Source organism: Streptococcus mitis (assembly GCF_008763935.1).
In the GTDB taxonomy this organism is placed as follows: Bacteria; Bacillota; Bacilli; order Lactobacillales; family Streptococcaceae; genus Streptococcus; species Streptococcus mitis_DB.
The window spans coordinates 69,931-95,464 of sequence record NZ_VTQF01000004.1; the positions used below are offsets into that span (position 1 = coordinate 69,931).

The window sequence follows — 25,534 nt, forward strand, 5'->3', positions numbered from 1 at the left end:
AGAAGAAATTTTGTCTCTTAGTCAATAAAACCTAGAGACTCCCTACATCGTTATCATATTTTAAAAAGGAGAAATCATGAAAACATCCCTTAAATTTTATCTCACTGCCCTAGCGGCCAGCTTCTTGCTCCTACTTGGTGCATGTAGTACAAACTCAAGTACCAGCCAGTCGGAGACAAGTAGCTCTGCTCCAACAGAGGTAACCATTAAAAGTTCACTAGGTGTAGTCACACTTTCAAAAGTCCCTGAAAAGATTGTGACCTTTGACCTCGGTGCTGCGGATACTATTCGCGCTTTAGGTTTTGAAAAGAATATCGTGGGAATGCCTACAAAAACTGTTCCGGCTTACCTAAAAGACCTAGCTGGAAAAGTTAAAAATGTTGGTTCTATGGTTGAGCCAGACCTAGAAGCCATTGCTGCTCTTGAACCAGATTTGATTATCGCTTCACCACGTACCCAAAAATTTGTTGATAAATTCAAAGAAATCGCTCCGACTGTTCTCTTCCAAGCAAGCAAGGACGACTACTGGACTTCTACTAAGACCAACATTGAATCCTTAGCAGGCGCCTTTGGTGAAACTGGCACACAGAAAGCCAAGGAAGAATTGGCCAAGCTAGACAAGAGTATCCAAGAAGTCGCTACTAAAAACGAAAGTTCTGACAAAAAAGCCCTGGCTATCCTCCTCAACGAAGGAAAAATGGCTGCCTTTGGTGCCCAATCTCGTTTCTCTTTCTTGTATCAAACTTTGAAATTCAAGCCAACTGATACTCAATTTGAAGATTCTCGCCACGGACAAGAAGTCAGCTTTGAAAGTGTCAAAGAAATCAATCCTGACATCCTCTTTGTCATCAACCGTACCCTTGCTATCGGTGGTGACAACTCAAGCAACGATGGCGTCCTAGAAAATGCCCTCATTGCTGAAACACCTGCAGCTAAAAATGGTAAAATTATCCAACTAACACCAGACCTCTGGTATCTAAGTGGAGGCGGACTTGAATCAACAAAACTCATGATTGAAGACGCACAAAAAGCTTTGAAATAAGCAACTTCAAACTCAATCACATCTTTACATGATAAAACGCATCCTATCAGTACACTCAAACCTGATAGGATGCGTTTTTATCATTTCACTAAAATATTTTTGCCCAGCCTCATTTTTCTTCTTGATTCCGTTTGAGTGAAAAGTGGTCTGGGACGGGGTCCTTACCTGTTTTCGACCAGGGATGGCAACGTAAAATCCGAGCCAAGCCCATCAAAACACCCTTGAAGCCATGTTTTTCAATAGCCTGAATCATATAGTTTGAGCAGGTAGGCTCAAAACGACAAGAGGGGGGAAAGGCTGGCGAGATAAACCGTTGGTAAAAGCGCACAGGCGCTATTAAGATTCGTTTCATTATTTCTTGGTTACAGCCATGGTATGTAGTTGGCTGATTTCTTTTTTATTAAGGCGACGAGATTCTCCCGGACGAAGTCCTGTCAAGTCTAGATGTCCGAAACGAGTCCGTGATAACTTATCTACTTGGAGACCGACAGCTTCAAACATCTTTTTAACCTGGTGGTTACGCCCTTCATGGATAGTCAACTGCACCACAGAGCGGTTTTTGACTGGATCCACTTTGAGAATCTCATAGACAGCCGGCTTGGTTTTCTTACCATCAATCTCAAGTCCACGGGTCAAGGGGCGGAGATTATCCTTATTGGCCACACCTTTAACACGCGCGACATAAACCTTGTCAATCTCATTACGTGGGTGAATCATCTCGTCTGTAAAATCCCCGTCATTGGTCAAAATCAAGACTCCTGATGTATCCCAGTCCAAACGACCTACAGGGTAGATACGCTCTTTCACGTTGGGCAAGAGGTCAACAACAGTCTTGCGGCCCTTGTCATCTGTCACACTGGAAATGACACCGCGTGGTTTGTTAAGCAGATAGTAGACCTTTTCTTCATTGTAGATAGGTTGACCTTCAACTTCGACTTTGTCGCCTGACTTGATGGTGGTTGCTAGTTCACGTACCACTTGGCCGTTAACCGTCACCAAACCTTGCTTAATCAGCTCTTCTGCTTTTCTCCTACTGGCCACACCTGCGTGGGCAATATACTTATTGATTCTCATCTTCTTCTATCCTTTCACCAAATAATTGGCTTTCTTGGGCTTGAATCTCAAGCTCATCAATCACTGGTAATTCTTCCAAATGATTTATCCCCATGTAATCTAGGAAATAATCCGTAGTCACATAGAGGTTGGGGCGTCCCAACACTTCTTTTTTCCCGTCTTCTCGTATCAAGTCAAAGGCCTGCAACTTTGCCAAGGCCCCACTCGAGTTGACCCCACGGATGGCATCAATCTCTATCCGTGTGATAGGCTGTTTGTAGGCAATGATGGACAAGGTCTCAAGGGCAGCCCGAGATAAACTCTGGTTGATAGGTGCCTTTGAGTATTCTTTCAAAACCGCTGCAAATTGAGGCTTGGTCACCAATCTATAAGCGCCCCCTGTCTCAATCAGAGCCAAACTGGAATCTGGGTCCTTTTCATACTTCTGGGCTAATTTTTCTAAACTCTGTTGGATGCCTGTCGGTGGCAGAGAGAGGAGTTCAGCTAACTGGCGGACTCTAATCCCATCTTCACCCGCTACAAACAAGAGCGCTTCTATTTTTGCTAAAGTACTCATCTTTCCTCTCTATCAAGTCTAGCTTTGGGCCACTTGACTTTCTTCCTTCTTTTCCATGAGATAAATATCTCCGAAACTTTCCTCTTGCACAAGAATCAGCTCCTGGGTTTTGATTAACTCTAGGGTTGCCAAAAAGAGGGTGATGACCTCTTGGAGATTCTGGGCTTCCTTAAACAAATCCTGCAAGCGCAATTGATCTCGTCCAGTCAAGGACTCTTTCACGATAACCATCATGTCCTCAATCTTATACTCATCCCGCAAGATAGTCGTGTGATTCTGTGCAAACTCCTCTTTTTTCTTGGCTAGGATATTTGAAAAAGCCAAAAAGAGGTCAATGGTCGTCTTGTCATGCACAAGCTCCGCATCTTCGTAAATCAACTCTGTCGGCGCTTTGGAATAGTGCTGGGCCCGTTCTTGGTGCTTGGCTTCCAAGTGTTCACCCAAGAGCTTGAACTTGCGGTATTCTTCGATTTGAGAGAGAAGATCCTGCTCCAGGTCATCCTCCAAGTCTGTCACTTCTGCCACCTTCGGAAGAAGCTTGCGGCTCTTGATCAGCATGAGCTGACTGGCCATGACCATGTACTCGCCCGTCACTTCCAGACGCATGGCCTGCAGGGTTGAGACATAAGCTAGATACTGTTCGATGACTTCTGTGATGGGCACATCGTAGATATCCATCTGGTACTTAGAAACCAGGTGCAAAAGCAAGTCCAGGGGCCCTTCAAAATCTTTTAATTTAATATCCATTATCTATATTTTTCTAAGGTCAGGACTGTTTTTAATCCTAATTTTTTTGCAATTTCGTACAAATCGACCTTGTTTTCTATTTGTCTTAGAATGAACTGTTCTCGTAGGGCTTGAGCTGATAAGGCTGGAAAACCTTTCTCCTTGACAAAGGATTCTAGCTGACGAAAGGCCCACTGACGAGAATAGGCTTTCCCTCTCCTTTCAAAGAGATAGGTCTGGCCCATCAAGGGTTCCAATTCTGAAAGCAAGGTCGTGGGAATGGTGACAATCCTCTGTTGGAAAGCCTTCTTGATTCGCAACACCTGAAAGTCCAGATTGATGTCTGCAACCTTAAGGGCTAAAATCTCACTCGGTAAGAGCCCCATTTCTAGGATTAAGAGCGCTAGCAAGCGACCCTCTGCATAGTCACTTTCTTGCCAAAAAGAGTCTAGGTTTAACAGCTCTGGTTTTGCCGTCTTCTTTTCAGCTTGTTTGGCTAATTCCAAACGATAAAAGCTATCCACTTCTCCTTTTTGATAGAGAAAGTAGAGAAATTGGTTACAGGCCGAAATCTTTCGTTTCTGGGCGCTGATCTTTAGATTGGCTAGCTGGGCTTGGTAAATCTTGAGACTAGTCTCAGAAATCCGCTCGCCTACAATGTCTAAAAATTGCTCCAAATCATACTTATAGGACTGCTTGGAATTGGCAGACAGACCCTGCTTTTCCTCTAAAAAGGCTGAAATCCTGTCTCTCATTTGCATCGAATCTCATATTCCTTACTAAAGTCATGCAAGAGAGCATTGACAGCCTTGAGGATAGACTTGCGCGTGATAATCCCTTGGAAAATCCCTGACGCATCCACAACAGGTAAGAAGGACTCATCTACCAGCTTGTGCAAGACCTCTGTAATGGTAAAATCAGGCGAAACAACCGCTACGTTCGTTTTTGTCATATGAACAATATCCGTATCTGCCATGATTTCTTGACTCAAGTCATGCTCCATCTGATAAGCCATAATATCTCTGAGCCCAATCGTTCCAACAAACTGTTTTTCATCTGTCACAACGGGAACACGGGTATAGGTCATCTGACTAAGCAAGAGGGTCGCATGATCCGCATTGTGGGTATCAATCAACACGGCTAGATTTTTAGCAGGAGTCAAAAAAGTTTCTTCTTGCCCCAACAAGAAAGTCTCAAACTCCTTGGCAATCATCGGCTAAACTCCTTGGACAAGCCCGGATACACCTCATGGTCTCGTGTCAAAAAGTCCACTTTGAAATAACTGTCATCAATCTCCACACGAGCATAGAGACATTCTCTGATGGTCCCACGTGGTTGACTGATGGAACCTGGATTTAGAAAAAGAGTCTTGCCTTCCATCCAAGCACTTGGCACATGCAAGTGACCATAGAGGCAGATATCGGCCTCTTCCTCCTGAGCCCAGTAGTCCAACTTTTGAAAATTGAAATTAATGTCAAACAAGTGACCATGGGTTTGGATAATCTTGGTCGAACCAAGCTCAGTCACCAAACGTTCTGGGTAACCTGCATAGAAGTCCATATTCCCTTTAACAACACGGATGCCTTCCCAAAGGGGAGAATCAGGACGCAGTTCAGAATCGCCGTTATGAAAAACGGCATCAACTTTGCCTACATAGCGATCACGGATTTCTTCCACAATCAAGCTATCGCCATGAGAATCGCTCATTACAATGATGGTTTGCTTTGCCATGATGGAAATACCTCCAAAAGTTTCTTAACGGCTAAGGCACGGTGAGATTGACTATTTTTTTCTTCAAGGGTTAATTCAGCTGAGGACTTGCCTGTCTCTCCTACCAGGAAGAGAGGATCGTAACCAAATCCATTTTCACCCTTAGGTTCAAAGTTAATATAGCCTGGCCAGTCAGCTTCAACAACCAAGCTTTCCTTGTTTGGACTGGCCACGACTAGGGTTGTATGGAATTGAGCCGAGCGGTCCTTGAGTTCAAAGACCATGGCCAATTCGTGCAAGAGTTTGGCATTGTTTTCACGGTCAGTAGCTCCCACACCTGCGAAACGAGCTGACCAGACACCTGGCAAGCCACCAAGGACATCGACTTTGAGACCTGAGTCATCTGCCAAAACCATCTTGCCCGTTAATTGAGAAATAGTTTCTGCCTTGAGGCGGGCGTTTTCTTCGAAGGTCATGCCTGTTTCTGCTACTTCAGGTAAGTCAGGATAGTCATTAAGATTTTCCACATCGTATCCTAACTTGTCAAAGATAGCTCGAAATTCCTTGGTCTTGCCCTCGTTACGAGTCGCAATCAACAAGGTTTCTCTAACCTTGTTTGTCTCAAAGAAGTCGTGAACATTGACCCCTTCTTTAGGCAATTCCACATACAAGAGTTGCCCATTTTCAACCAAGAGCAGGGCCCCTTGACGTTGAATGACTTCCAAGTTACGTCCCATTTCTTGGTTGAGGATATCTACCACAAAAGACAATAAACGGTAGCGAGAACCATAGCGTAAAACAGCAACTGAAATCGGGAAACCTCGTTCCTCGTCTCGAAAGATTTTGGCCAATCCAACCAGAGGGAAATCCAAGTCTTCATCAGTCAACGTCCGGACGCCACCAAAAATAGCATAGGACCCGACATACCAGTCCTGGTCATCCTTGTATTCATAAATTTTATTTGTCATAATTCTACATGCTCCACATGAATCTCTTTTTCAAGCCATTCTTCACCAATTTGTGCAAAACTTTGGCTGCTGGCTGTTGTGTAAAAACGGTGATGGAGTGGTCCGGCATCGCGACCACGATTGATTTCAAAATAATTAAGTAAGACTGAGATATCCCGTACGCACTCTGCCCCACTATCGATGAGCTGAACCTTGGGTCCCATGACATTTTGAATAATTGGTCTAAGAAGCGGGTAATGGGTACAGCCCAAAATCAGGCTATCTACCTTTCCAACCAAGGGACGCAGGGTTTCATAGACTACTTTCTTGGTGACACTGGTTGACAGGGCACCTGACTCAACCAAGGGAGCAAACTTGGGACAGGCCAAGCTCTCCACCTGTAAGTCCGGATCCAGATCATGGATTTTCTGGCGGTAGATATCTGATTGTACCGTCATAGGCGTTCCAATCACTCCGATTTTCCCACCTTGGCTGGACTTGATAGCTGCCGAAGCTCCTGGCAAAATAACACCCAGGACAGGAATATCTAGTTGAGCCTTAATTTCTTCCCAGACGACGGCAGTCGCAGTATTACAAGCAATGACAATCATTTTGACATCCTTGGTCAAAAGAAAGTTGACCAACTGCCAAGTATATTCACGAATTTGCTCAGCAGGACGGGGACCATAGGGCGCCCGTGCCGAATCTCCAATATAGACGATTTCTTCATGCGGAAGTTGGCGCATAAGCTCGCGCACAACGGTCAAGCCCCCGACACCCGAATCCAAAAAACCAATTGGTCGATTATCCATACAGTCTTCTTTCTAGTCTTTTTTCTGATTGATAGTTCATTATGATTATTGATCCTTATGAACTGAATGACAGCCTAATCAACAACTACCTCTCTTAATCATAATCAAATATCAATAGAATGCAAGGAAAAAGTCTCATCCCTAAACCCTTAGCCAACATAGTGAGAAGTCTGGAACTTTCATCCCAGACTTTTCCTTATTTATTTTTTCTTTTTATTGTTAGCAAGGGCTGCTTTTTGTTGGCGGATGATTTGGTGGTAAACTTGTTGTACCTTAGCTTCGCTTGGTTTTTGACCATTTGCACTCAAAAGAGTACGAACTGCTTCAGCATTCAAACGTGGGTTATCAGCAAATTCTTTTTCGATTTGCTTACGAACCAAGTACATTCCTCCAAGAGCTCCTCCTAGAAAAGCTAGCACAATCAATACAATTGCTAAAAGTAAATCCATTATATTTCTCCTGTTTCTTTTTGAGTCTCTTTCATTATACCACAAACTAGCCACCCTGACTAGTTTGTTTTACGCTTTCAGGGATGGAATAAACAGCAAAAAGAACCCTGCTTTTCTGCAAAAGAGGGCTCCTTACTGAGTTTAATTTACATGGATAGCCAGTGTTTGATAAGGTTTGAGTAGAATTTTTTCAGACACTTCTGCATCTTCATAGTTTGAAATCAAAATTCGTCCATTTTGGTAGGCTACTGATAAGTCGATTTCCACTTCTGTGGCATAAAAATTATTGAGCACTAGTAACTTTTGATCCTCATGCTGGCGTTCAAAAGCGTAGACTTGCTGACTGTCTTCAAAAGCTGGTTTGTAACTTCCTTCTGAGATGATAGGCATTTCTTTACGAAGTCGAATCAAGTCTTGGTAGAAGGTGAAAATCGGGCCTTGGATTTCATTTTCTACATTGATGTGAGGGGAGGATTTTCCTGCCTTGAGCCAAGGTGTCCCTACTGTAAATCCTGCATTTTCCGAAGCATCCCACTGCATGGGAATTCGTGAATTATCACGCGACTTAGCCTGAATAATCTGGAAGGCTTCTTCCTGACTCTTCCCTTCTTCTAAGAGCATCTGATAGGCATTGATGGACTCGACATCCACATAGTCAGCCATGGAATCATAGTCTGGGTCAACCATTCCGATTTCCTCGCCCATATAAATATAAGGTGTTCCACGAGAATTTCTATTTGTAGATTTTGCAAAGCGTAAGAAATAAAAGACTGAGACACTGGATCTCAGCCTTTTTCTTTATCCTAAAACCAATTCATCACTAACTAGACTTTGGCCACTATTTTTCTGGAAGAGATGCATGAGATCTTCAACCGTCAGATGCTTTTTCTCCTCTCCCTTGACATCCACCACTATCTTACCCTGATAGAGCATAATAAGACGATTTCCGTACTCAATCGCATGGTTCATATCGTGGGTAATCATCAAAGTCGTCAACTGATGGTGTTCCACAATCTTTTGCGTCAAATCCATCACCATTTGACTCGTTTTCGGGTCAAGTGCCGCAGTATGTTCATCCAAAAGCAAGAGTTTAGGTTTCACTAGAGCTGCCATGACTAGGGTCAAGGCCTGTCTTTGTCCTCCTGAGAGGTATTGAGTATCCACTTTTAAGCGGTTTTCAAGACCAATATTCAACTCTTTCAAAGCCTCTTGGAACTGGATTCTATCCTTCTCCTTCACGCCCCAACCAAGCCCTCTCTTCTGCCCGCGTCTCAAAGCAATAGCCATATTCTCCTCAATCGTCAAACGAGAAGCTGTTCCCATCTTAGGATCTTGAAAAACACGGGCGATATCCTTGGCTCTCTTTCTTACACTCAGATTTTTAATGGATTTGCCTGCCAATAAAAGGTCCCCTTCGTCCACAGATAGATTACCAGCTAAGATATTCATCAAAGTGGATTTGCCTGCTCCATTTCCACCAATCACAGAGATAAAATCTCCCTCTTCAACTTCTAAATCTAATCCTTTGAGGACATGGTTCTCATTGACCGTCCCTGCTTCAAAGGTTTTGTGAATATTTTCAAGTGTTAACAAACTTGCCATAACTTTCTCCTCCTATTCATTTCTCAGTTTCAAACCACGAATCTTTAATCTCTTTTGCAGTTCTGGTGCAAATAACACTAAGGCTAGCAAGATTGCATTAAAGAGACGTACCAGGTTTTGATCTAGATTTGGAATTTCATAGATATTTAAAATAATCAAACGGTAAACAATGGCACCGATTCCGATAGATAACAAGCGACCTCCAATGGTCAAGTCGTGTATCAAAACTTCTGCAATAATAACTGCACTCAAACCAACAACGATGGTTCCTGTCCCAGAGGTTACGTCTGAAAATCCATCATTTTGAGCGAACAAGGAACCACACAGGGCAATCAAACCATTTGAAATCATGTAACCAACAATCTTCATGGTGTCTACATTGACCCCATTAGCCTCACTCATCGGAATATTGTCCCCAGTCGAACGCAAGACCAAGCCAATCTCCGTTTTCATCAAAAGAGTCAAGACCAAACAAACAAGTAGGAGACAGGCCAAACTGAATGAGAAAACAGCTTCTTCATTTGTCAGCCCCAAGCTCGCCAATTGTTTAAAGACAGTTGAAGAATCTCCCAAGGAAAGGTTGGGCACACTGCCCATGATTTTAATATTGATTGAATAAAGCCCTGTCAAGGTCACAATCCCTGTCAAGAGAGCTGGGATTTTCATCTTGGTGTGGAGCATTCCTGATACAAGACCAGCTACCATACCTGCCAGCAAAGCAAGTAAGGTCGCAATCCAAGGATTTGTCCCTGCCTGTATCTGCGATACAACGACAGCTGCCCCCAAAGGAAAGGCTCCTTCAGCAGTCATATCCGCAATATCCAAAATACGGAAAGTCAAGTAAACTCCAATGGCCATAATCGACCACAACAAACCTTCTGATAAACTAGATAATACAAAACTCATCTTAAACCTCCCTATTCCTTGCTTTCCAACTTACTAATATCAATTCCTAGTGCATCTGCCATTTCTTGATTGGTATGCAATTCCAGTTTTTCAGGCAACTCAACTGCTATATTTTCTGGTTTCTCACCTTTTAAGACACGAATCAACATGCGGGCTGTCTGCCGTCCCAATTCTTCATAATTGGTACCGTAGTTATACAAACCACCAACCGCAATCATTTCCGTTGAGCCACCGAATACTGGAACCTTGTGTTTAATAGAAACCTGCTTAACTGTTTCCATGGTTGACGAAATGATATTGTCCGTTGGTACAAAAACCATATCCACTTCTGCCATCAAACTCTCTGCTGCCGCCTTGACATTGTTACTGTCCAAGATTGTTTTTTCAACAACGGTAAAGCCTTTTTCTTCCAGAAGTCGCTTAGCTTCATCCTTTTGGACAACTGAGTTTGGCTCGCTCTGAGTATAGAGGATTCCAATTGTTTTAGCTTTTGGCAACACTTTCTTTATCAAATTGATTTGGGTTGAGATAGCATCTGATGACTGATCACTTGTCCCAGTTACATTGCCCCCAGGATGTTCTCTTGACTCAACCAACTTGGCACTGACAGGATCTGTTACAGCTGAAAAGACAACCGGTGTCGTTTGTGTTGTATTGGCCAAGCTCTGAGCAGAAGGCGTTGCGATAGCTAGAACGACATCACTAGATTCTGCTAGTTGCTGGGAAATAGTTTTTAGATTTCTTTGTTCTCCTTGTGCATTTTGCAAATCTATCTCAATATTTTTCCCCTCAACATAGCCTTGTTTAGCCAGCTCATCCACAAAACCTTCTCTAGTAGCGTCTAGGGACTGGTGAGTAATAAATTGCGAAATACCGATACGAAACACATCTTTTTTCTTATCTGCCTTCAACTGATGCAAACTGATCAGAGAGGTCAAGAGAATCCCCACTACCAAGAGGGGTGCTAGTAATTTTCGAACAACTTTCATAATGAAACTCCTTCTCAGAAAAGATAAAACAAAAAACCGCCTAGATACTATCTAAACGGATGCTTGAAATAATCTAACAAGTTATAACTTTGCTAGTCCATTTAGATATTCATCTATATGGACCACAATCAAAAATCTTAGCCACATAGATACAAACAAATTGCTTGAACTGTTTGCATCCATGGTGACATGTCTACAAACACTATCTAAAGTAGCTAAAGTAAAAGTTTTGATTCATCGTTACAGCTTGTTTCTTATTCATTTCTTTTTCTGCTTTCTTTTTTGATGTTTCCTATCTTACCACCTTTTTCATCACCTGTCAAGAATATTTCAGAATTTTTTAAAATTTTTCGAAAATTCTTTCAAGCTACTTTCAAATTTTTTTCAAATCAATCCAAGAAAAAAAGGTTTATAATTTCCATAAAATTGACATGGAAATTATAAAACCATTATTAGTTTAGTCCTTGTTGGTAACGTGCCAATTCGGCTTGGTTAGCCCAAACATAATGACCTGGACGGATTTCTACCATAGATGGCTTATCTGTCTCATAATCATGTTGATCTGGATCATATACTTTCAAGACCTTCTTGCGTTCCAAGATTGGATCTGGGATAGGTACCGCTGAAAGCAAAGCCTGAGTATATGGATGAATTGGATTGTTAAACAATTCTTCTGTTTCTGCAACCTCTACAATAACACCCTTGTAAATAACCGCGATACGATCTGAAATAAAACGAACAACCGACAAGTCATGGGCGATAAAGAGATAGGTCAAGCCAAGTTCTTTTTGGAATTTTTTGAGCAAGTTTAAGACTTGAGCACGAACAGAAACGTCCAAGGCTGAAATGGGCTCATCCGCAATAACAAAGTCTGGTTGCATGACCAAGGCACGGGCAATACCGATACGTTGACGTTGACCACCTGAGAATTCATGAGGGTAACGAGTCAAGTGCTCAGCAAGAAGACCTACTTCACGGATAATATTTTGAACTTTCTCTTTACGTTCTTCTTCATCCTTGAACAGATGATGATTGTAAAGACCTTCAGAAATAATATAATCAACAGTGGCACGTTCATTCAAACTTGCCGCAGGGTCTTGGAAAATCATCTGGATACGACGAATCAATTCTGCAGCTTGTTCACGCGATTTCTTACCATTAATCTTTTGACCATCAAAAATGATATCCCCATTACTTGTATCATTAAGACCGATGATGGCACGACCAATAGTTGTTTTCCCACTTCCTGACTCACCTACAAGCGAAAAAGTTTCTCCCTTGTTGATAAAGAAGTTAGCATTTTTAACCGCGACAAACTTCTTACTTCCTTCACCGAAGGAAATTTCTAAATCTTTGATTTCTACTAATTTTTCAGACATTTCCTTCCTCCTAGTCTGCCAGATGGGCAAATCCCATTTTTTCACGGATTTTATCGTGGAGATTTGCAATCACAGCTGGTTTTTCTACTTTTGGAGCATCCTCATGAAGAAGCCAAGTTTTAGCCCAATGCGTCTCTGATACTGAGAATTGAGGAGCTTTTTGTTCGAAGTCAATCTGCATTGCATAGTCTGAACGCAAGGCAAAGGCATCCCCTTTCAAGTCAGTATAAAGTGACGGAGGTGTTCCTGGGATTGAGTAAAGATCCCCTTTATCATCAGCAAGCTGAGGCAAGCTAGACAAGAGACTCCATGTATATGGATGGCGAGGGTCATAGAAGACTTCCTCAACAGTTCCATACTCAACGATTTCTCCTGCATACATAACCGCTACCTTATCCGCAATACTTGCTACCACACCAAGGTCGTGGGTGATAAAGATTGTTGTGAAATGGTACTCGTTTTGTAAAGATTTGAGCAAATCAATAATCTGAGCTTGGATGGTCACATCCAAGGCTGTCGTTGGCTCATCACAGATCAAGACATCAGGTCGGCAGGCAAGGGCAATAGCAATAACGATACGTTGACGCATTCCTCCAGAATATTGGAATGGGTATTCATCAAAACGTCTATCTGCGTCAGGAATCCCAACCTTATTCATGTAGTCAATGGCCAATTCTTTCGCTTCTTTAGCTGTTTTTCCTTGGTGTTTTACAATAACTTCTGTAATCTGACTACCAATTGTTTTAATTGGGTCCAAACTAGTCATTGGATCTTGGAAGATAGTCGCAATCTTAGCACCACGAATTTGTTCCCAATCCTTGTGAGAAGACAAGGCTGTCAAGTCCTGACCACGGTAGTCAATACTTCCTTGGGCAATGCGACCATTTTCTTCAAGCATACCTGTGAAAGTCTTTGTCAAAACAGATTTCCCTGATCCTGACTCACCTACCAAGGCTAATACTTCTCCTTCAACTAGTTCAAGGGAAACGCCGCGAATGGCTGTCAATACTTTGTCACGAACGTCAAATTCCACGACAATATCGCGAGCAGTCAAAATTACATTTTTTTCTTTTGTCATTTCTACTCCTATCTATGTGTACGTGGATCACTAGCATCCGCTAGGTTTTGACCAACTACGAAAAGTGACAAGGATACCAAGACCAAAGTTGTCAATGGAATCCAGAAGAGGTATGCATTTGTTGTTACGTTCTGTGAATAATCTGAAATCAATCGACCTAAACTTGGTACTGTAATAGGCAATCCAAGTCCAAAGAATGACAGAAAGGCTTCATAGGAGATAAATGCTGGAAGCATTTGTGATGTAGTCGTAACAATAACAGATACCAATTGTGGCATGATATTTTTAATGACAATTTTGTATGTTGGAGTTCCGAGTGTGCGTGAAGCAAGGTTGTACTCTAAGTCACGGTAACGCATGATTTGGATACGAATTGAGTAGGCAATCCCAATCCATGTTGTTACACTCATTGCAAAAATCAGATTCCAGAATCCAGCTCCGATTGAGTAAGTCAAGACAATGACAATCAAAAGAGATGGGATGTTTGAGATGACGTTATAAACTTCCATCATCACACGGTCTACTGATTTCGAAATTCCCCAAATACCACCGACAAAGACACCGATAACCAAGTTAATCACTGTCGCAATCACAGAAATGAGGATAGAGTTACGAGCTCCGAACCAAACACCGTCAAAGAGCGATTTACCGTTACTGTCAGTACCGAACCAATGCTCAGCATTTGGCTTAATATAACGAGCACTAAAATCGTTCACTTTGCTGACATCATTGAAATCAAACTTAGAAAACATTGGGTAGATGAAACTCATCAAAATGATAGCTACCAAGATTCCCAACATGACTACAGTTGATTTCTTCTTCATAAATTGTCTAAACACTGAACCCCAGTATGAATAAGCTGGCGCATCAATGGCTTCAGAGGCAAAATCGTCACGTTTTACAAACTGAAATTTTTCTTTATCGATTGTAGACATTATTTGCCTCCTTTCTCAGTCAATTTAATACGTGGGTCAATAATAGTCATCCAAATATCTCCCAAAAGAAGTGAGAAGATAGAAATACATGTAAAGATGAAGACAAGACCTACGACCATAGAGTTATTAGATGCTTTTACAGAGTCAATCAACATTTTACCCATACCTGGGAAGGCGAAGACTGTTTCAGTAAGGGTTGCACCACCGATAACCCCGATAACAGCACCAGGAATCCCTGAAACCAGCGGAACCATGGCATTTTTAAAGATGTGTTTGTTTGAAATTTCTTTTTCAGACAAACCTTTTGCACGAGCAAAACGAACAAAATCCTGTGATTGCAAGTCAATCATGTAACGACGAATCCAAATAGCGGTACCAGGAGCACCCAATAAACCAAGGATAACTGCTGGTAAAACATACGAACGCCAATCTCCAGCACCCAAGATAGGGAATGAATCTGGAAGACCAATTGATGATCCAATCAAACGAACAATGTAAACCAAAGCAATGGTTGGAAGAGCCATCAAGAAGGTCAAAGCCCCTGTTGAGAAGCTATCAATCCAAGTGTTCTTGAAGCGAGCCATAGCTGAACCAAGTGGCACGGCAATCGCATAAGAAATCACCAAACCGATCAATCCAACGATTGCAGAGCTAGCAATCATAGAAGGATATTGGTAGTTGCTTTCAGTAGCAGTATATGGGTCATCTTTCCCATAGTTAGCTACTTCACGAGAATCAGCCTGACTAGGCGATTTGTAGGTTCTTGAGTAGATATTAACTGAAGATGTTTTCTTACCAGTTGGGAATTGCACTTCTGATGTCTTAGTTTGACCTTGTCCTTGTGTGATAACTTGAAGCACAGGAGTATTAGCATAAGTTGGATATGAATCACCCAAATTCAAGTTCACAAAGTTTTGGTGAACAAATGGGAACTGACTATTGAAGTACAAGAGGTACTTGTGTTTAGTCCCTGAACCTACCAGAGACCAGCCGATAGCGGGATCATTTTCAAAACGCAAATAACGCTCCAAATTTGGATTTTCTGGGTCCTGAATCTTGTTTGTGTGGTCGATATCAAGCAAGTTTGCATAGAATTTAAACACACGTTCAAAAATTGGAATTTCACGTGTAGCGTAGAATTGGCCACTTTCAGTAAATTCTCCCAGGGTCCAACCATGACCGATTTGTTTGATGTATTTTTCATAGATAGCCTTGTTGGTGTCATTAGCTTCAACTGTTACAGAGGCATCCATCTGGCTGGCTTTTTCTTGCAATTCCTTGGTATCGTAGTACTCGATATAGCCCATACGCTCATAAACAGTGTTCTCATAGTTATCACGCTTATCAGCAGTTGTCGCAATCTTGTTATAGTTGGTATCCTGTTTGAAAATCAATTTTCGAGGAACCATTGTATAGATAATCGTGTAAGTCAAGGTTGTTACTAAGAAGATAGAAACCAATGACCGCAAGACACGCATAAAAATATATTTCTTCATATCGTTTCCTTTTTAAATCCCAAAAGAACCTTCTCCTCATGGAGAGAAAGTTCCCTTGAGAGTTATTTATTTAACGTGTTTAGTCAATTCTTTTTGAACTTTTTCGTTTGATTCTTTTTTCTCTTTAATCCATTTCTCACGAGCTTGTTCATAATCAGCCTTTGTTACAACTTTGTCTTGTAACTGAATATATTTGAAGTAGAGATTTGAACCTTTGTCTCCAGATTGGCTATAAGAAGCTGAGAATGGTACAACACGAGAAATGAATGGTGCAGCACCACTAGAAGACATAGCTGGTAAGAAGAGTGAACTGTCTGTCAACCAAGCTTGAGCAGCAGCATATTTTTCATAACGTTTGTTAAGATCACTTGTTTCTTTTCCAGCTTCATCAAGCAATTTATCGTAATCTTTCACACCAACTTTAGCTGCAGCTGCATTTGATGGGTCATCATACCCCATATAAGTTTTCGTTTGCTCACTATTAGTTGATTTAAGGATATCAAGGTAAGTTGATGGATCTTCATAGTCAGGATTCCATCCAACCGCACCTGAAAGATCCCAATCCTCAGCTGCCGCATTAGCAGCATAATAAGTCGCATTAAAGAATTCATCTTTAGAAATTTGTTGAATATCGATGACAACATTTTCTTCGCCTAAAACTTTTTCAACTGATTGTTTGAACGACTGAATCCGTGCGACAAAGTTTTTAGAGGTTTGGTCTACTGGAACATCCAAGTGGATAGGGAATTTCACACCTTCTGCTTCCAGAGCAGTTTTAGCTTTAGCAAATTCTGCTTTAGCTTTGTCAGCGTTAAAGAGACCGTCTTGACCATCAGCAAAGTTTACATCTTTCCACTCATCTCCATAAGTCTTAACTTTTTCAGCAACCAAGTCACCGAAAGTTTTTTCGCCTGCAGTCACAAAGTCTGGTTTCACAAATAAATTACGAACTGCGAGAGGAGCACCTTCTTTACCGTTAACTTGAGCAGAATAACCTGTACGGTCAAAGGCAAAGTTCAAGGCTTGGCGGAAGTCTTTGTTAAGAAGAGCTTTCTTAGTAGATGTTTTCTCTTCATCTGTCGTTTTAGATGTATATTTGTAATTTTGTCGATCGATATTTACACCTAAACCTCCAATACCAGCTCCTGACGGAGTGTAGAAAATATTATCCTTGTATGACTCCTCTACCTTTGAGAAGTTTGAACTTGTTGGGTAAAGACGAGCAAAACTATAAGCTCCACTTGTAAAGTTACGCTCAAGTGATTCTTGGTCCGAACCATCAAAATATGCAAGTGTTGCTGTATCTAAATGAACATTCTCTTTATCCCAGTACTGCTCGTTCTTAGCAAATTCGATAGAAGATTTAGCAGTCAAACCTTTAAGCAAGAAAGGTCCATTATATAGCAATGATGTAGGATCTGTCGCTTTAGCAAAATCAGAGCCTTTTGATTTTTCAAATTCTTCGTTTAATGGCCAGAAAATTGAATAAACCATCTTAGAGTTCCAGTAAGGTTCTGGTTGGTTCAAAGTATACTCAAGAGTATAGTCATCAACCGCTTTAACACCTACTGTAGAGAAATCTTTTGAATTCCCAGCCAAATAATCAGATAAACCTTTAACAGAAGTTTCAGCTAGATATAGAGCTTCTGATTTCTTATCTGCCGCATGTTTCAATCCATTCACGAAGTCTTTAGCAGTCACTTCGGCATATTCTTCACCATCGGATGTCATCCATTTGACACCTTTACGAATTTTGTAGGTATATGTCAATCCATCTTTTGATACAGACCAGTCTTCTGCAACCGCAGGAGTCAAATTCCCGTATTTGTCATTTGTGAAGAGGCCATCGATCCCGTTTGAAGTAGCCACTTTCGTACTCTCTTTTCCAGAAATAATATAATCTAATGTTTCTGGGTCAGCCGAATAGACATAGCCATAGGTTTTTGGAGCTGTCGAATCAGATGATTTTGAATTCCCACAAGCTACTAACACACCTGTTGCCAATAAAGCAACTCCTGCTGCAACAAAGACTCTACTTTTTTTCATTTATTTACTCCTCTGATAAAGTATAGGTTATCATCAATTATACCATAGATTTCAAGAAAAGTAAACGAATTTTCAGAATATTTAGGCTTATTGACACAAAAAATCTGAAAAAGCTATTGACTGAAAATCATTTTCAAGGTATAATAATAAACGTTAAGGCGGTATAGCCAAGTGGTAAGGCACGGCTCTGCAAAAGCTTGATCGTCGGTTCAAATCCGTCTACCGCCTTCTATAACTTGATTTATCAGGTTTCACATGAACAGAAAGCCCAATTTGAAGGGCTTTTTTCTTTTTCTTTGGATAAATAAGGATAGATTTAGAAAAGTTTTGGGGCGGATTTGGGGACTGAGTTTTTCGAGGATACTATTCCCTTTTAAAATCAACTGAAAAAAGCTTTGTCACGCATGATGACAAAAGCCTCTAGTTTACTCTGTTTCTTCTTCTATTTCAACTTCGGTAATTTGGACTTTTACCTTGGTAACACGTCCATTTTTCACTTTATCATTGGTTAGGATAAGCTGTTTGTTTTGGCTTACCAACTCATAGCTGAGCTTTTCAGTCGTTGGAATGGTCCCCACTCCTGTCAAATAGTAACCAGCGATGGTATCAACGTCATCACTTTCCAGTTCAACATCAAAGTAGTCATTAAAATCATTGAGATTCATGGTACCTTGAACAATATAAGTATCTTCTCCAATTTTATGAACTTCGATTTCAGCCTTATCTGTTTCGTCATCGATTTCCCCAACGATTTCCTCTAAGAGGTCTTCAAGTGTCACCAAACCAGCCATTCCACCGTATTCATCTAACAAAATCGCCATTTGTCTTTGGGTATTGCGTAATTCTTTTAACAAGTCATCCACAAAAATAGTTTCAGGAACAAAAAGAGGATCTTGTAAGATTTTCTTCCAAACAATATTGTCAAAACCGTCCACAAAGCCCGCATTAAGGAGACTCTTGGTATGAATAATCCCAATCACATTGTCCTTATCCCCATCATAGACAGGGATACGAGAATAATTTTGTTTTAAAATACTTTGGATGATGGTTTGACTATCATCCTGAATATCGACCATAAAGGCATCCGTTCGAGGAACCATGACTTCTCTGGCCATTAATTCGTCCAGTGAAAAGATTCCTTGTAACATTTCAATTTCGTCAGCATCTAGTGTTTCTTCACTATTTGTCAGCATGTACTCAATTTCATCACGGGTCATTTTTTCGTCAGCATCGTCAAAGGTCATAGGAGTCAAGCGACTCAAGAGATTGGTAGATGCAGACAAGAGCCAAACAAAGGGACTAACTAGTTTCCCAAGTCCAATGATAACTGGCGCTGTACGAATCGCCAAGGCATCCTTTAGATTAAGAGCGATTCTCTTAGGATACAATTCCCCAAAAACGATGGAAATATAAGTCAAAAATGCTAAAGATAGAAAACTTGCAATGGCATAAGCTGTTTCGCCATTTCCAAGCCAAGATGCAATTTCTCGTCCCAAAGTTTCTGCCAAACTCGCCCCAGATAAGATCGTAATCAGGGTAATCCCTACTTGAATGGTTGATAAAAAGTGGTTAGGATTTTCTAGTACCTTCAGTAGACGGATATAACGTCTATCTCCTTCTTCTGCCTTTTGTTCAACCCGCGCACGGTTTAGTGACACCATGGCCATTTCTGTGGCTGAGAAAAAGGCATTTAACACCGTCAAGATAAACAATAAAACAAATTGTAGCAACAAATTCTGACTACTTGGGTCTTCCATAGTTCTTCTCCTAAAATAGTATCTTATCCTTCATTATATCACAAAATCTAATCTAGTACATATTATTTTTTCTCATACTCTTCGAAAATCTCTTCAAACTACGTCAGCTTCATCTACAACCTCAAAATAGTGTTTTGAGCAACCTGCAGCTAACTTCCTAGTTTCCGCTTTGATTTTCATTGAGTATCCATGTCTATTGTAGCCCTGCTGAAACTAGTAAAAAGAAGAACTCCTACATCCACAAGGGACATAGGAGTTTATTTTATATTTTACTGAGTAACAGTCACTTCTCCAGTTCGGTAATCCAGTTGAAGTCCCTTTTGAACATTGGGGACTAGAACATTAAATTCCAATTCTCCGTCTGAAGACTTGGCTTCAATCTGTGAAGCTGAAGGAACTAAATCATCGTTTGTAGCATAGTAAAGGGTTACACGGTAACGGACACGCTTGTTTTGGTCTAAGGCTTTACGCACCAAGCTTTCATAATAGTTTTGACCAGTCGAATCCTCGGCTTGTGCCTGATTTGCCCAGGCTGTTTGAACAGCAATGTTTTTAGGATTGCTTGTCGAGGCATCAAAACCATCCAATCCACCGATTAAGGCATAGCCTAACAAGTGACCTCTATCGACCGCATGGGTATAAGATCCCTTTAGATTCTTGACCTGATGCCAGCCTGGAGGAGTCCAAGAAGTCGAACCATTCCCAGTTTCTTCACGATTCTTGTACTGACGAGTAGCCTTAGACAAGAGGGCATTTGCTACGGTTGGCACTGTTTCCTTGCCCACTGTCTTTGTTTTATTATCAGCGTAGGGCTTACTTGAAACCTTGGCATCTAGATTTGTTTTATTACCATTGACGATAAAAGCACCTGAGCCATTCCACTCCAGACTCCCTTTTATTTGACTCTTGACTGAGTCTGTTAAGACACTCTCTGCCAATGCTTGACTAGGAGCTTCAGACGCTTGTTTTTTCTGACTAAGTTTGGTTTTGGGACTATTAGCTGTCGACTGCATCTGCTTGATATAATAGCTTCCCGCAGATAAGAGTAATAACACTAGCAGTCCGATCAGTGTCTGTCTTGTTTTTTTATCCATTTTTCTCCTTATCTCTAGAAAAAGACTGGTTCTCCAGCCTAATTTCCTGTAAATTTATGAATTAATTCCTGCCATTTTGCCGGAGACAGGATAGCCCATGGATCTTGACCCTTGCCCAAGATTCCATAACCTACCATTAAACCGATTCCTAGGGCTAAAGCACCCAAAAACAGTACCAAAATGACTAGAAGTAAACGCTTGATTACGTAGCTTGATTTCTTATTCATCTTCATCACTTGCCTCAATCCGCTGAATCTTAGCACCTAGCTGCGCCAACTTCTCATGGAAACGGTAGTAACCTCTATCCAAGTGAACCAATTTACCAACTACAGTTTCTCCTTGTGCTACCAAACCAGTCAAAATCAAGGCTGCGCTGGCACGAAGGTCAGTTGAAAGAACTTCTGCCCCCTGCAAAGGTTGACCACCAACAATACGAGCTGTATCACGGATAATCTCAGAGTGCAAGCCCATGCGACGCATTTCTTCTAGATGTTGGAAACGATTTTCGAAAACTGTCTCCACCATAGTTGATTCCCCTTTTGCGACGGTCATCAAGGCTGTAAATTGAGCCTGCATATCTGTTGGAAATCCTGGGTGGGGCAAGGTTTTCACATGAACAGCTTTTAGATTTTCTAGTTGAGAGCGAACTCGAATCCCTTCAGTCTCCTCTGTCACTTCCACTCCCATTTCAAGCAACTTGGCAATCAAGGGACGGTTGTGCTCCCAGACAGCGTCTTTAATCAAGACATCACCACCAGTCATGGTAGCAGCTACCATAAAGGTTCCTGCTTCGATACGGTCTTGGACTACATTGTGAGTCGTACCATGAAGTTTCTCAACACCGGTAATGGTAATGGTCTCTGTACCAGCACCCTTAACCTTAGCTCCCATTTCATTGAGGAGAATGGCTAGGTCAACAATCTCAGGCTCACGCGCAGCATTTTCAATCACTGTCACCCCATCAGCTAGAGTCGCTGCCATCATCAAGTTCTGCGTAGCACCAACACTTGGGAAGTCCATGTAGATATGAGCTCCATGTAAGCGATCAGCCTTGGCTTCGATATAACCAGCTGTCTGACTAATCTTAGCCCCCATAGCTTCTAGACCTTTCAAATGCAGATCAATAGGGCGGCTACCAATCGTACAACCACCTGGCATGGATACCTTGGCATGACCTACACGGGCAAGAATTGGTCCCAAGACAACAATAGATGCACGCATCTTGCTGACATACTTGTAAGGAGCTTCCTCAGTGATATCGCCAGTCGCGTCCACCTCAACAAGATGATCTTCTTCATTAAAATCCACCTTGGCATTTAAACCACGAACCACCTGATTCATAGTGAAAACATCTGACAAGATAGGAACGTTCTGCAAAACAGTCTTTCCTTCACTTGCTAGAATTGTCGCTGCCAACAAGGGCAAGACTGCATTCTTTGCTCCTTCGATCGTAACACTTCCTACCAGACGATTATCGCCACCTTGAACCACAATTTTTTCCATACTTATTTCCTTTATTCTTGATTTTATAATAATCCTCTAAGCGCTTCTTGCCACAACTGATATAGGCTGATAAAGAAAGAACTCATGATGTAGCCCATTACAATACTGAAAAAGGCTACTAGTAAACGAACTTTTCCTGTATTCTCAGTTGTCACTTTTAAAACCTTTTCCCATCTAACAAGATCCTTTAAAAGGTAAAAACTCACATAAATAAAGAGCATATGACTGCTTAGAGTGAATAATAATTGAACCATTTGACTATTATACCATCTTCTCTGTTTGTGCGCTAGTTTAGAAACTTCACTTAAAAACTAGGGATTGTTTTTCAAGTAATCAATTGCATCTTGTAGGGTTTTAACAGGCACGATTTTCATATCTGTCTTGATTGTTTTGGCTGCTTCTAGGGCTGTTTGGTAGTTATTTTTCGCATCCGGATGCGCTTTTTGTTCTTCTTCGCTAACAGGGTTATCTGGAGCAAAGAAAATCGCAGCACCTTCTCTAGCCGAAGCTACAACTTTCTTATCAATACCTCCAATGTCCCCCACATTCCCATCACGGTCAATGGTTCCTGTACCGGCAACAATACGGCCATTACGAAGGCCAGGGTCAGCTATTTGGGTATAGATGGCCAGACTAAACATGAGACCTGCACTTGGACCACCGATACCAGCTGTTGAAAAGCGAATTGGGACATCACTGGTCACTTCTGTACGGTCAATCAAGCCGATTCCAATCCCATTTTTGCCATTTTCCAAGGTGATAATCTTACCTTCTGCAGACTTGGTTTGCCCATCCTCTTCATAGGTGACCTTGACGGAGTCCCCTAGTTTTTGAGAATTGACGTAATCAATCAAGTCTTTGGAACTGTCAAAGGTTTGATCATTGACTGCTGTGACCGTATCAGAGATGTTGAGAATCCCTTTAAAGGTCGAATTATCCGTCACAGTCAAGACATAAACCCCAAGGTATTTGAGTTCGATATCTTTACCAGCTGTTTTTAGCCCTTGATATTTGGCCATATTTTGCGATGTTTGCATGTAGAATTGATTGATCCGCATAAATTCAACATCGGAAGAGCCACCTGTAGTCTCCTGAGCACTACGAATATCTGTAAAAGGCGTCAACCATGCATAAATCATATGAGCTAAAGTGGCATGTTGGACACCAACCGTAACGAATTGATAGGCACCAGCTTCCTTATCTTCTGTGTCATTTACTTTAAGGACTTGGCGAATATCTTCCGAACCACCTGGAACTTCTATATAGTAGGGCAAGGGCACTACAAATGCCAAGAAAGTCACAATTAAGGCCGCAATGACATATAAGGGCCATCTAATCTTTTTTTTCATTTCTTATTTCCTCCAAAATACTATCAGGAACATAGCAGGCAATATCCTGACCAAACTTCAAAAGCTCTCTAACACCTGATGAACTGATATAGAGATGTTCAGGTCGGCTATGTAAATAAATGGTCTCTATATTAGGAGACAGCTGATGGTTGTAGTAATCAAAACTGGCTTCATATTGCAAATCCGCTGCATTCCTCAACCCCCGCACTAGACAAGTAGCCCCCAGTCTTTTTGCAACATCAACCACCAATTCATCATGAGAAGACACAACTTCAACATTTTCCAAATGTTTCAAAGCCATTTCTAGCCCTCGTTTACGATTTTCGATAGGGAGAAATCCTTGTTTGTGAGGATTAAAAAAAATACCCACATAGAGCTTATCAAAGAGTTTGCTAGCCCGTTCAATGATATCCAGATGCCCGTTTGTCATCGGATCAAATGAGCCTGTGAATAAGCCAATCTTATCTGACATAGACTGTCACCTTACTAATTCCATAAATCTTTTCCTTCCAGATGCCCAGGCAGGCAATTTCTTCTGGAAGTTCAACGGCCTTATCTGTCTCACACACGACCATGACATCTTCAGAAAAAAGCTCTTTCTCAGCCATTTTTTCAATATCTGCTACGATTTGTTCCTTGGCATAAGGAGGGTCTAAGAAAATGAGGTCAAATTCCCCAGATATCTGTTCCAAGGCTCGTTCCGCATCCATCTTGAGGAGTTGAAATTTTCCAACTTCCTTGGTCATCTGAATATTTTCAGCCACGATGGTCTGAGCCTTACGGTCTCGCTCCACCAAAACAGCGCTGGACATGCCACGCGAGACTGCCTCGATAGATAAACCACCACTACCTGCATAAAGGTCCAAGACTCGTCCCCCTTCAAAGTAGGGACCAATCATATTAAAAATAGCTCCCCTAACCTTATCCGAAGTGGGTCTTGTCGTCTTTCCTTCTAGTGTCTTGAGGGGACGCCCCCCATAGATTCCTGATACGATTTTCATACCGTTTATTATACCAAATTATGGGCAAAAAGAGAAAGAAAACCGAACCTTGCGGTTCGATTCTCTACAAAATATTTTCGTAAGTATCGCGGACTTCTTGAGGCCAAACACTTGTTTGCACTTCTCCGATGTGTTTCTTGCGAAGTAGGAACATGGCCATCCGAGATTGTCCAATTCCTCCACCGATTGTCAATGGGAATAGGCCATTCAACAAAGCCTTGTGCCATTCCAATTCTAAACGGTCTTCATCACCTGTAATGGCAACCTGACGGCGAAGCGTTTCTTCATCAACACGAATCCCCATAGAGGACAATTCAAAGGCTCCACCTAAAGACTCATTCCAGACAAGAATATCTCCATTCAGACCCTTGTAACCATTTTCAGACTCACTTGTCCAGTCATCGTAGTCTGGCGCACGTCCATCGTGCGGTTTACCGTCTGGCAATTCACCACCGATACCAATCAAGAAGACTGCTCCAAATTCTTTACAGATAGCATTTTCACGCTCTTTAGGAGTCAAGTCTGGGTAGCGTTCTACCAACTCTTCTGTATGGATGAAAGTAATCTGTTTTGGCAAGATTGATTCGATGTCATAGCGGGCTTCAACAGCTAGCTCAGTAAGGCGAATAGCCTTGTAAATCTTCTCAACTGTTTCTTTTAGATAAGCGATATTCCGTTTACCATTTGGGATAACTTTCTCCCAGTCCCACTGGTCAACATAAACAGAGTGGGTCGCATCCAGCGAATCTTCGTCTGGACGAAGGGCCTTCATGTGGACGAAGAGACCTTCACCCTCACCGAAACCAAAACGGGCCAAAGTATGGCGTTTCCATTTAGCAAGTGAGTGCACAACTTCATAAGTAGCATCAGGGATTTGGAGAACCTTGACCGATACGGCATTCTCCACACCTGATAAATTATCCTGCATCCCGTCGCCGACCCTGCTCAAGATAGGACCTTGAACTTCGACAACTTCTAACTTATCTTTCAAATACTGGGTAAAAGTGTTTTTGACAAAGGAAATCTCTTCTTGTTGATGGATAAAACTTTTCTTCATAAACTACTCCTCAAAAAATTAATTAA

Annotated in this window: 28 protein-coding genes, 1 tRNA gene and 1 pseudogene; 2 read left to right on the forward strand and 28 right to left on the reverse strand. The window is 41.6% G+C overall.

Going from position 1 to position 25,534, the window contains the following annotated elements; all coding sequences use genetic code 11:
- Positions 1–76: 76 nt before the first annotated feature.
- Complete coding sequence (locus F9B91_RS07525; RefSeq protein WP_150922879.1) at positions 77–1,042, forward strand: siderophore ABC transporter substrate-binding protein; 966 nt, start codon at positions 77–79, stop codon at positions 1,040–1,042.
- Positions 1,043–1,151: 109 nt separating this feature from the next.
- Here the strand turns inward: F9B91_RS07525 and yidD are convergent, their stop codons facing one another.
- From yidD to F9B91_RS07620, 19 genes and pseudogenes are all read right to left on the reverse strand, one after another.
- Positions 1,152–1,394, reverse strand: coding sequence for a membrane protein insertion efficiency factor YidD (yidD, locus tag F9B91_RS07530; protein WP_000821624.1), 243 nt, complete (start codon positions 1,392–1,394; stop codon positions 1,152–1,154).
- Complete coding sequence (locus F9B91_RS07535; RefSeq protein ID WP_001222228.1) at positions 1,394–2,116, reverse strand: pseudouridine synthase; 723 nt, start codon at positions 2,114–2,116, stop codon at positions 1,394–1,396. Before F9B91_RS07535 ends, yidD begins: the two co-directional genes overlap by 1 nt.
- On the reverse strand, positions 2,103–2,672 hold the full coding sequence (scpB, locus tag F9B91_RS07540) for an SMC-Scp complex subunit ScpB (RefSeq protein WP_049543749.1): 570 nt from the start codon (positions 2,670–2,672) through the stop codon (positions 2,103–2,105). Before scpB ends, F9B91_RS07535 begins: the two co-directional genes overlap by 14 nt.
- A gap of 18 nt (positions 2,673–2,690) precedes the next feature.
- On the reverse strand, positions 2,691–3,419 hold the full coding sequence (locus F9B91_RS07545; protein ID WP_049510484.1) for a segregation/condensation protein A: 729 nt from the start codon (positions 3,417–3,419) through the stop codon (positions 2,691–2,693).
- Positions 3,419–4,153, reverse strand: a complete 735-nt coding sequence (xerD, locus tag F9B91_RS07550; RefSeq protein ID WP_306461087.1) for a site-specific tyrosine recombinase XerD — start codon at positions 4,151–4,153, stop codon at positions 3,419–3,421. Before xerD ends, F9B91_RS07545 begins: the two co-directional genes overlap by 1 nt.
- On the reverse strand, positions 4,150–4,611 hold the full coding sequence (gene cbpB, locus F9B91_RS07555) for a cyclic-di-AMP-binding protein CbpB (RefSeq protein WP_150922881.1): 462 nt from the start codon (positions 4,609–4,611) through the stop codon (positions 4,150–4,152). Before cbpB ends, xerD begins: the two co-directional genes overlap by 4 nt.
- Positions 4,608–5,129: a metallophosphoesterase gene (locus tag F9B91_RS07560; RefSeq protein WP_001118952.1), complete on the reverse strand. Its 522-nt coding sequence runs from the start codon at positions 5,127–5,129 to the stop codon at positions 4,608–4,610. Before F9B91_RS07560 ends, cbpB begins: the two co-directional genes overlap by 4 nt.
- Positions 5,105–6,076, reverse strand: a complete 972-nt coding sequence (locus tag F9B91_RS07565) for a nucleoside-triphosphate diphosphatase (RefSeq protein ID WP_000182403.1) — start codon at positions 6,074–6,076, stop codon at positions 5,105–5,107. The genes F9B91_RS07560 and F9B91_RS07565 overlap by 25 nt, the downstream gene beginning before the upstream one ends.
- Positions 6,073–6,867: a glutamate racemase gene (gene racE, locus F9B91_RS07570; RefSeq protein WP_000370376.1), complete on the reverse strand. Its 795-nt coding sequence runs from the start codon at positions 6,865–6,867 to the stop codon at positions 6,073–6,075. Before racE ends, F9B91_RS07565 begins: the two co-directional genes overlap by 4 nt.
- A 200-nt stretch (positions 6,868–7,067) precedes the next feature.
- Complete coding sequence (locus F9B91_RS07575; protein ID WP_000364990.1) at positions 7,068–7,316, reverse strand: YneF family protein; 249 nt, start codon at positions 7,314–7,316, stop codon at positions 7,068–7,070.
- Between the two features lie 141 nt (positions 7,317–7,457).
- Positions 7,458–8,045, reverse strand: a pseudogene (locus tag F9B91_RS07580) (alpha-glucosidase C-terminal domain-containing protein); the annotation flags it as partial.
- 69 nt (positions 8,046–8,114) lie between these two features.
- Positions 8,115–8,918, reverse strand: a complete 804-nt coding sequence (locus F9B91_RS07585) for an ABC transporter ATP-binding protein (RefSeq protein ID WP_000157661.1) — start codon at positions 8,916–8,918, stop codon at positions 8,115–8,117.
- 12 nt (positions 8,919–8,930) lie between these two features.
- Positions 8,931–9,824 (reverse strand): ABC transporter permease, encoded by an 894-nt coding sequence (locus F9B91_RS07590; protein ID WP_000011439.1) that lies wholly within the window; start codon positions 9,822–9,824, stop codon positions 8,931–8,933.
- An 11-nt stretch (positions 9,825–9,835) separates the two neighbouring features.
- The gene (locus F9B91_RS07595) at positions 9,836–10,813 is read right to left on the reverse strand and encodes an ABC transporter substrate-binding protein (RefSeq protein ID WP_150922883.1); all 978 of its coding nucleotides are present in this window, start codon (positions 10,811–10,813) and stop codon (positions 9,836–9,838) included.
- Between the two features lie 452 nt (positions 10,814–11,265).
- Complete coding sequence (locus tag F9B91_RS07600) at positions 11,266–12,192, reverse strand: ATP-binding cassette domain-containing protein (protein WP_001291285.1); 927 nt, start codon at positions 12,190–12,192, stop codon at positions 11,266–11,268.
- A gap of 10 nt (positions 12,193–12,202) precedes the next feature.
- Positions 12,203–13,270, reverse strand: a complete 1,068-nt coding sequence (locus tag F9B91_RS07605) for an ABC transporter ATP-binding protein (RefSeq protein WP_000159550.1) — start codon at positions 13,268–13,270, stop codon at positions 12,203–12,205.
- An 8-nt stretch (positions 13,271–13,278) separates the two neighbouring features.
- On the reverse strand, positions 13,279–14,205 hold the full coding sequence (gene oppC / locus F9B91_RS07610) for an oligopeptide ABC transporter permease OppC (protein ID WP_049486660.1): 927 nt from the start codon (positions 14,203–14,205) through the stop codon (positions 13,279–13,281).
- Complete coding sequence (locus F9B91_RS07615) at positions 14,205–15,701, reverse strand: ABC transporter permease (RefSeq protein ID WP_150922884.1); 1,497 nt, start codon at positions 15,699–15,701, stop codon at positions 14,205–14,207. The genes oppC and F9B91_RS07615 overlap by 1 nt, the downstream gene beginning before the upstream one ends.
- A gap of 66 nt (positions 15,702–15,767) precedes the next feature.
- Positions 15,768–17,747 (reverse strand): peptide ABC transporter substrate-binding protein, encoded by a 1,980-nt coding sequence (locus F9B91_RS07620; protein ID WP_020902007.1) that lies wholly within the window; start codon positions 17,745–17,747, stop codon positions 15,768–15,770.
- Between the two features lie 157 nt (positions 17,748–17,904).
- On the opposite strand from F9B91_RS07620, the gene F9B91_RS07625 reads away from it, so the two are divergent.
- Positions 17,905–17,975: transfer RNA gene (locus tag F9B91_RS07625), tRNA-Cys, on the forward strand.
- A gap of 197 nt (positions 17,976–18,172) precedes the next feature.
- Here F9B91_RS07625 and F9B91_RS07635 read toward each other — a convergent pair.
- The 9 genes from F9B91_RS07635 to asnA all read right to left on the reverse strand — a co-directional run bounded on the left by F9B91_RS07635 (position 18,173) and on the right by asnA (position 25,508).
- Positions 18,173–19,504 carry a hemolysin family protein gene (locus F9B91_RS07635; RefSeq protein WP_049543730.1) on the reverse strand — a complete coding sequence of 444 codons (1,332 nt, stop codon included), beginning with the start codon at positions 19,502–19,504 and terminating at the stop codon, positions 18,173–18,175.
- A 269-nt stretch (positions 19,505–19,773) separates the two neighbouring features.
- On the reverse strand, positions 19,774–20,598 hold the full coding sequence (endA, locus tag F9B91_RS07645) for a DNA-entry nuclease EndA (protein WP_125386647.1): 825 nt from the start codon (positions 20,596–20,598) through the stop codon (positions 19,774–19,776).
- Positions 20,599–20,636: 38 nt separating this feature from the next.
- The gene (locus F9B91_RS07650; protein ID WP_004241151.1) at positions 20,637–20,825 is read right to left on the reverse strand and encodes a DNA-directed RNA polymerase subunit beta; all 189 of its coding nucleotides are present in this window, start codon (positions 20,823–20,825) and stop codon (positions 20,637–20,639) included.
- Entirely contained in the window at positions 20,818–22,101 is a 1,284-nt protein-coding gene (gene murA, locus F9B91_RS07655; protein WP_125386648.1) for a UDP-N-acetylglucosamine 1-carboxyvinyltransferase, read from the reverse strand. Before murA ends, F9B91_RS07650 begins: the two co-directional genes overlap by 8 nt.
- A gap of 23 nt (positions 22,102–22,124) precedes the next feature.
- Entirely contained in the window at positions 22,125–22,355 is a 231-nt protein-coding gene (locus F9B91_RS07660) for a DUF1146 family protein (protein ID WP_000250396.1), read from the reverse strand.
- Between the two features lie 57 nt (positions 22,356–22,412).
- Positions 22,413–23,450, reverse strand: coding sequence for a SepM family pheromone-processing serine protease (locus F9B91_RS07665; protein ID WP_000727281.1), 1,038 nt, complete (start codon positions 23,448–23,450; stop codon positions 22,413–22,415).
- Positions 23,434–23,922 (reverse strand): pantetheine-phosphate adenylyltransferase, encoded by a 489-nt coding sequence (coaD, locus tag F9B91_RS07670; RefSeq protein WP_084887480.1) that lies wholly within the window; start codon positions 23,920–23,922, stop codon positions 23,434–23,436. The genes F9B91_RS07665 and coaD overlap by 17 nt, the downstream gene beginning before the upstream one ends.
- Positions 23,912–24,451 carry a 16S rRNA (guanine(966)-N(2))-methyltransferase RsmD gene (gene rsmD, locus F9B91_RS07675; protein ID WP_084887478.1) on the reverse strand — a complete coding sequence of 180 codons (540 nt, stop codon included), beginning with the start codon at positions 24,449–24,451 and terminating at the stop codon, positions 23,912–23,914. Before rsmD ends, coaD begins: the two co-directional genes overlap by 11 nt.
- Positions 24,452–24,515: 64 nt before the next feature.
- Positions 24,516–25,508 carry an aspartate--ammonia ligase gene (gene asnA / locus F9B91_RS07680; protein WP_000748003.1) on the reverse strand — a complete coding sequence of 331 codons (993 nt, stop codon included), beginning with the start codon at positions 25,506–25,508 and terminating at the stop codon, positions 24,516–24,518.
- Positions 25,509–25,534: the final 26 nt, after the last annotated feature.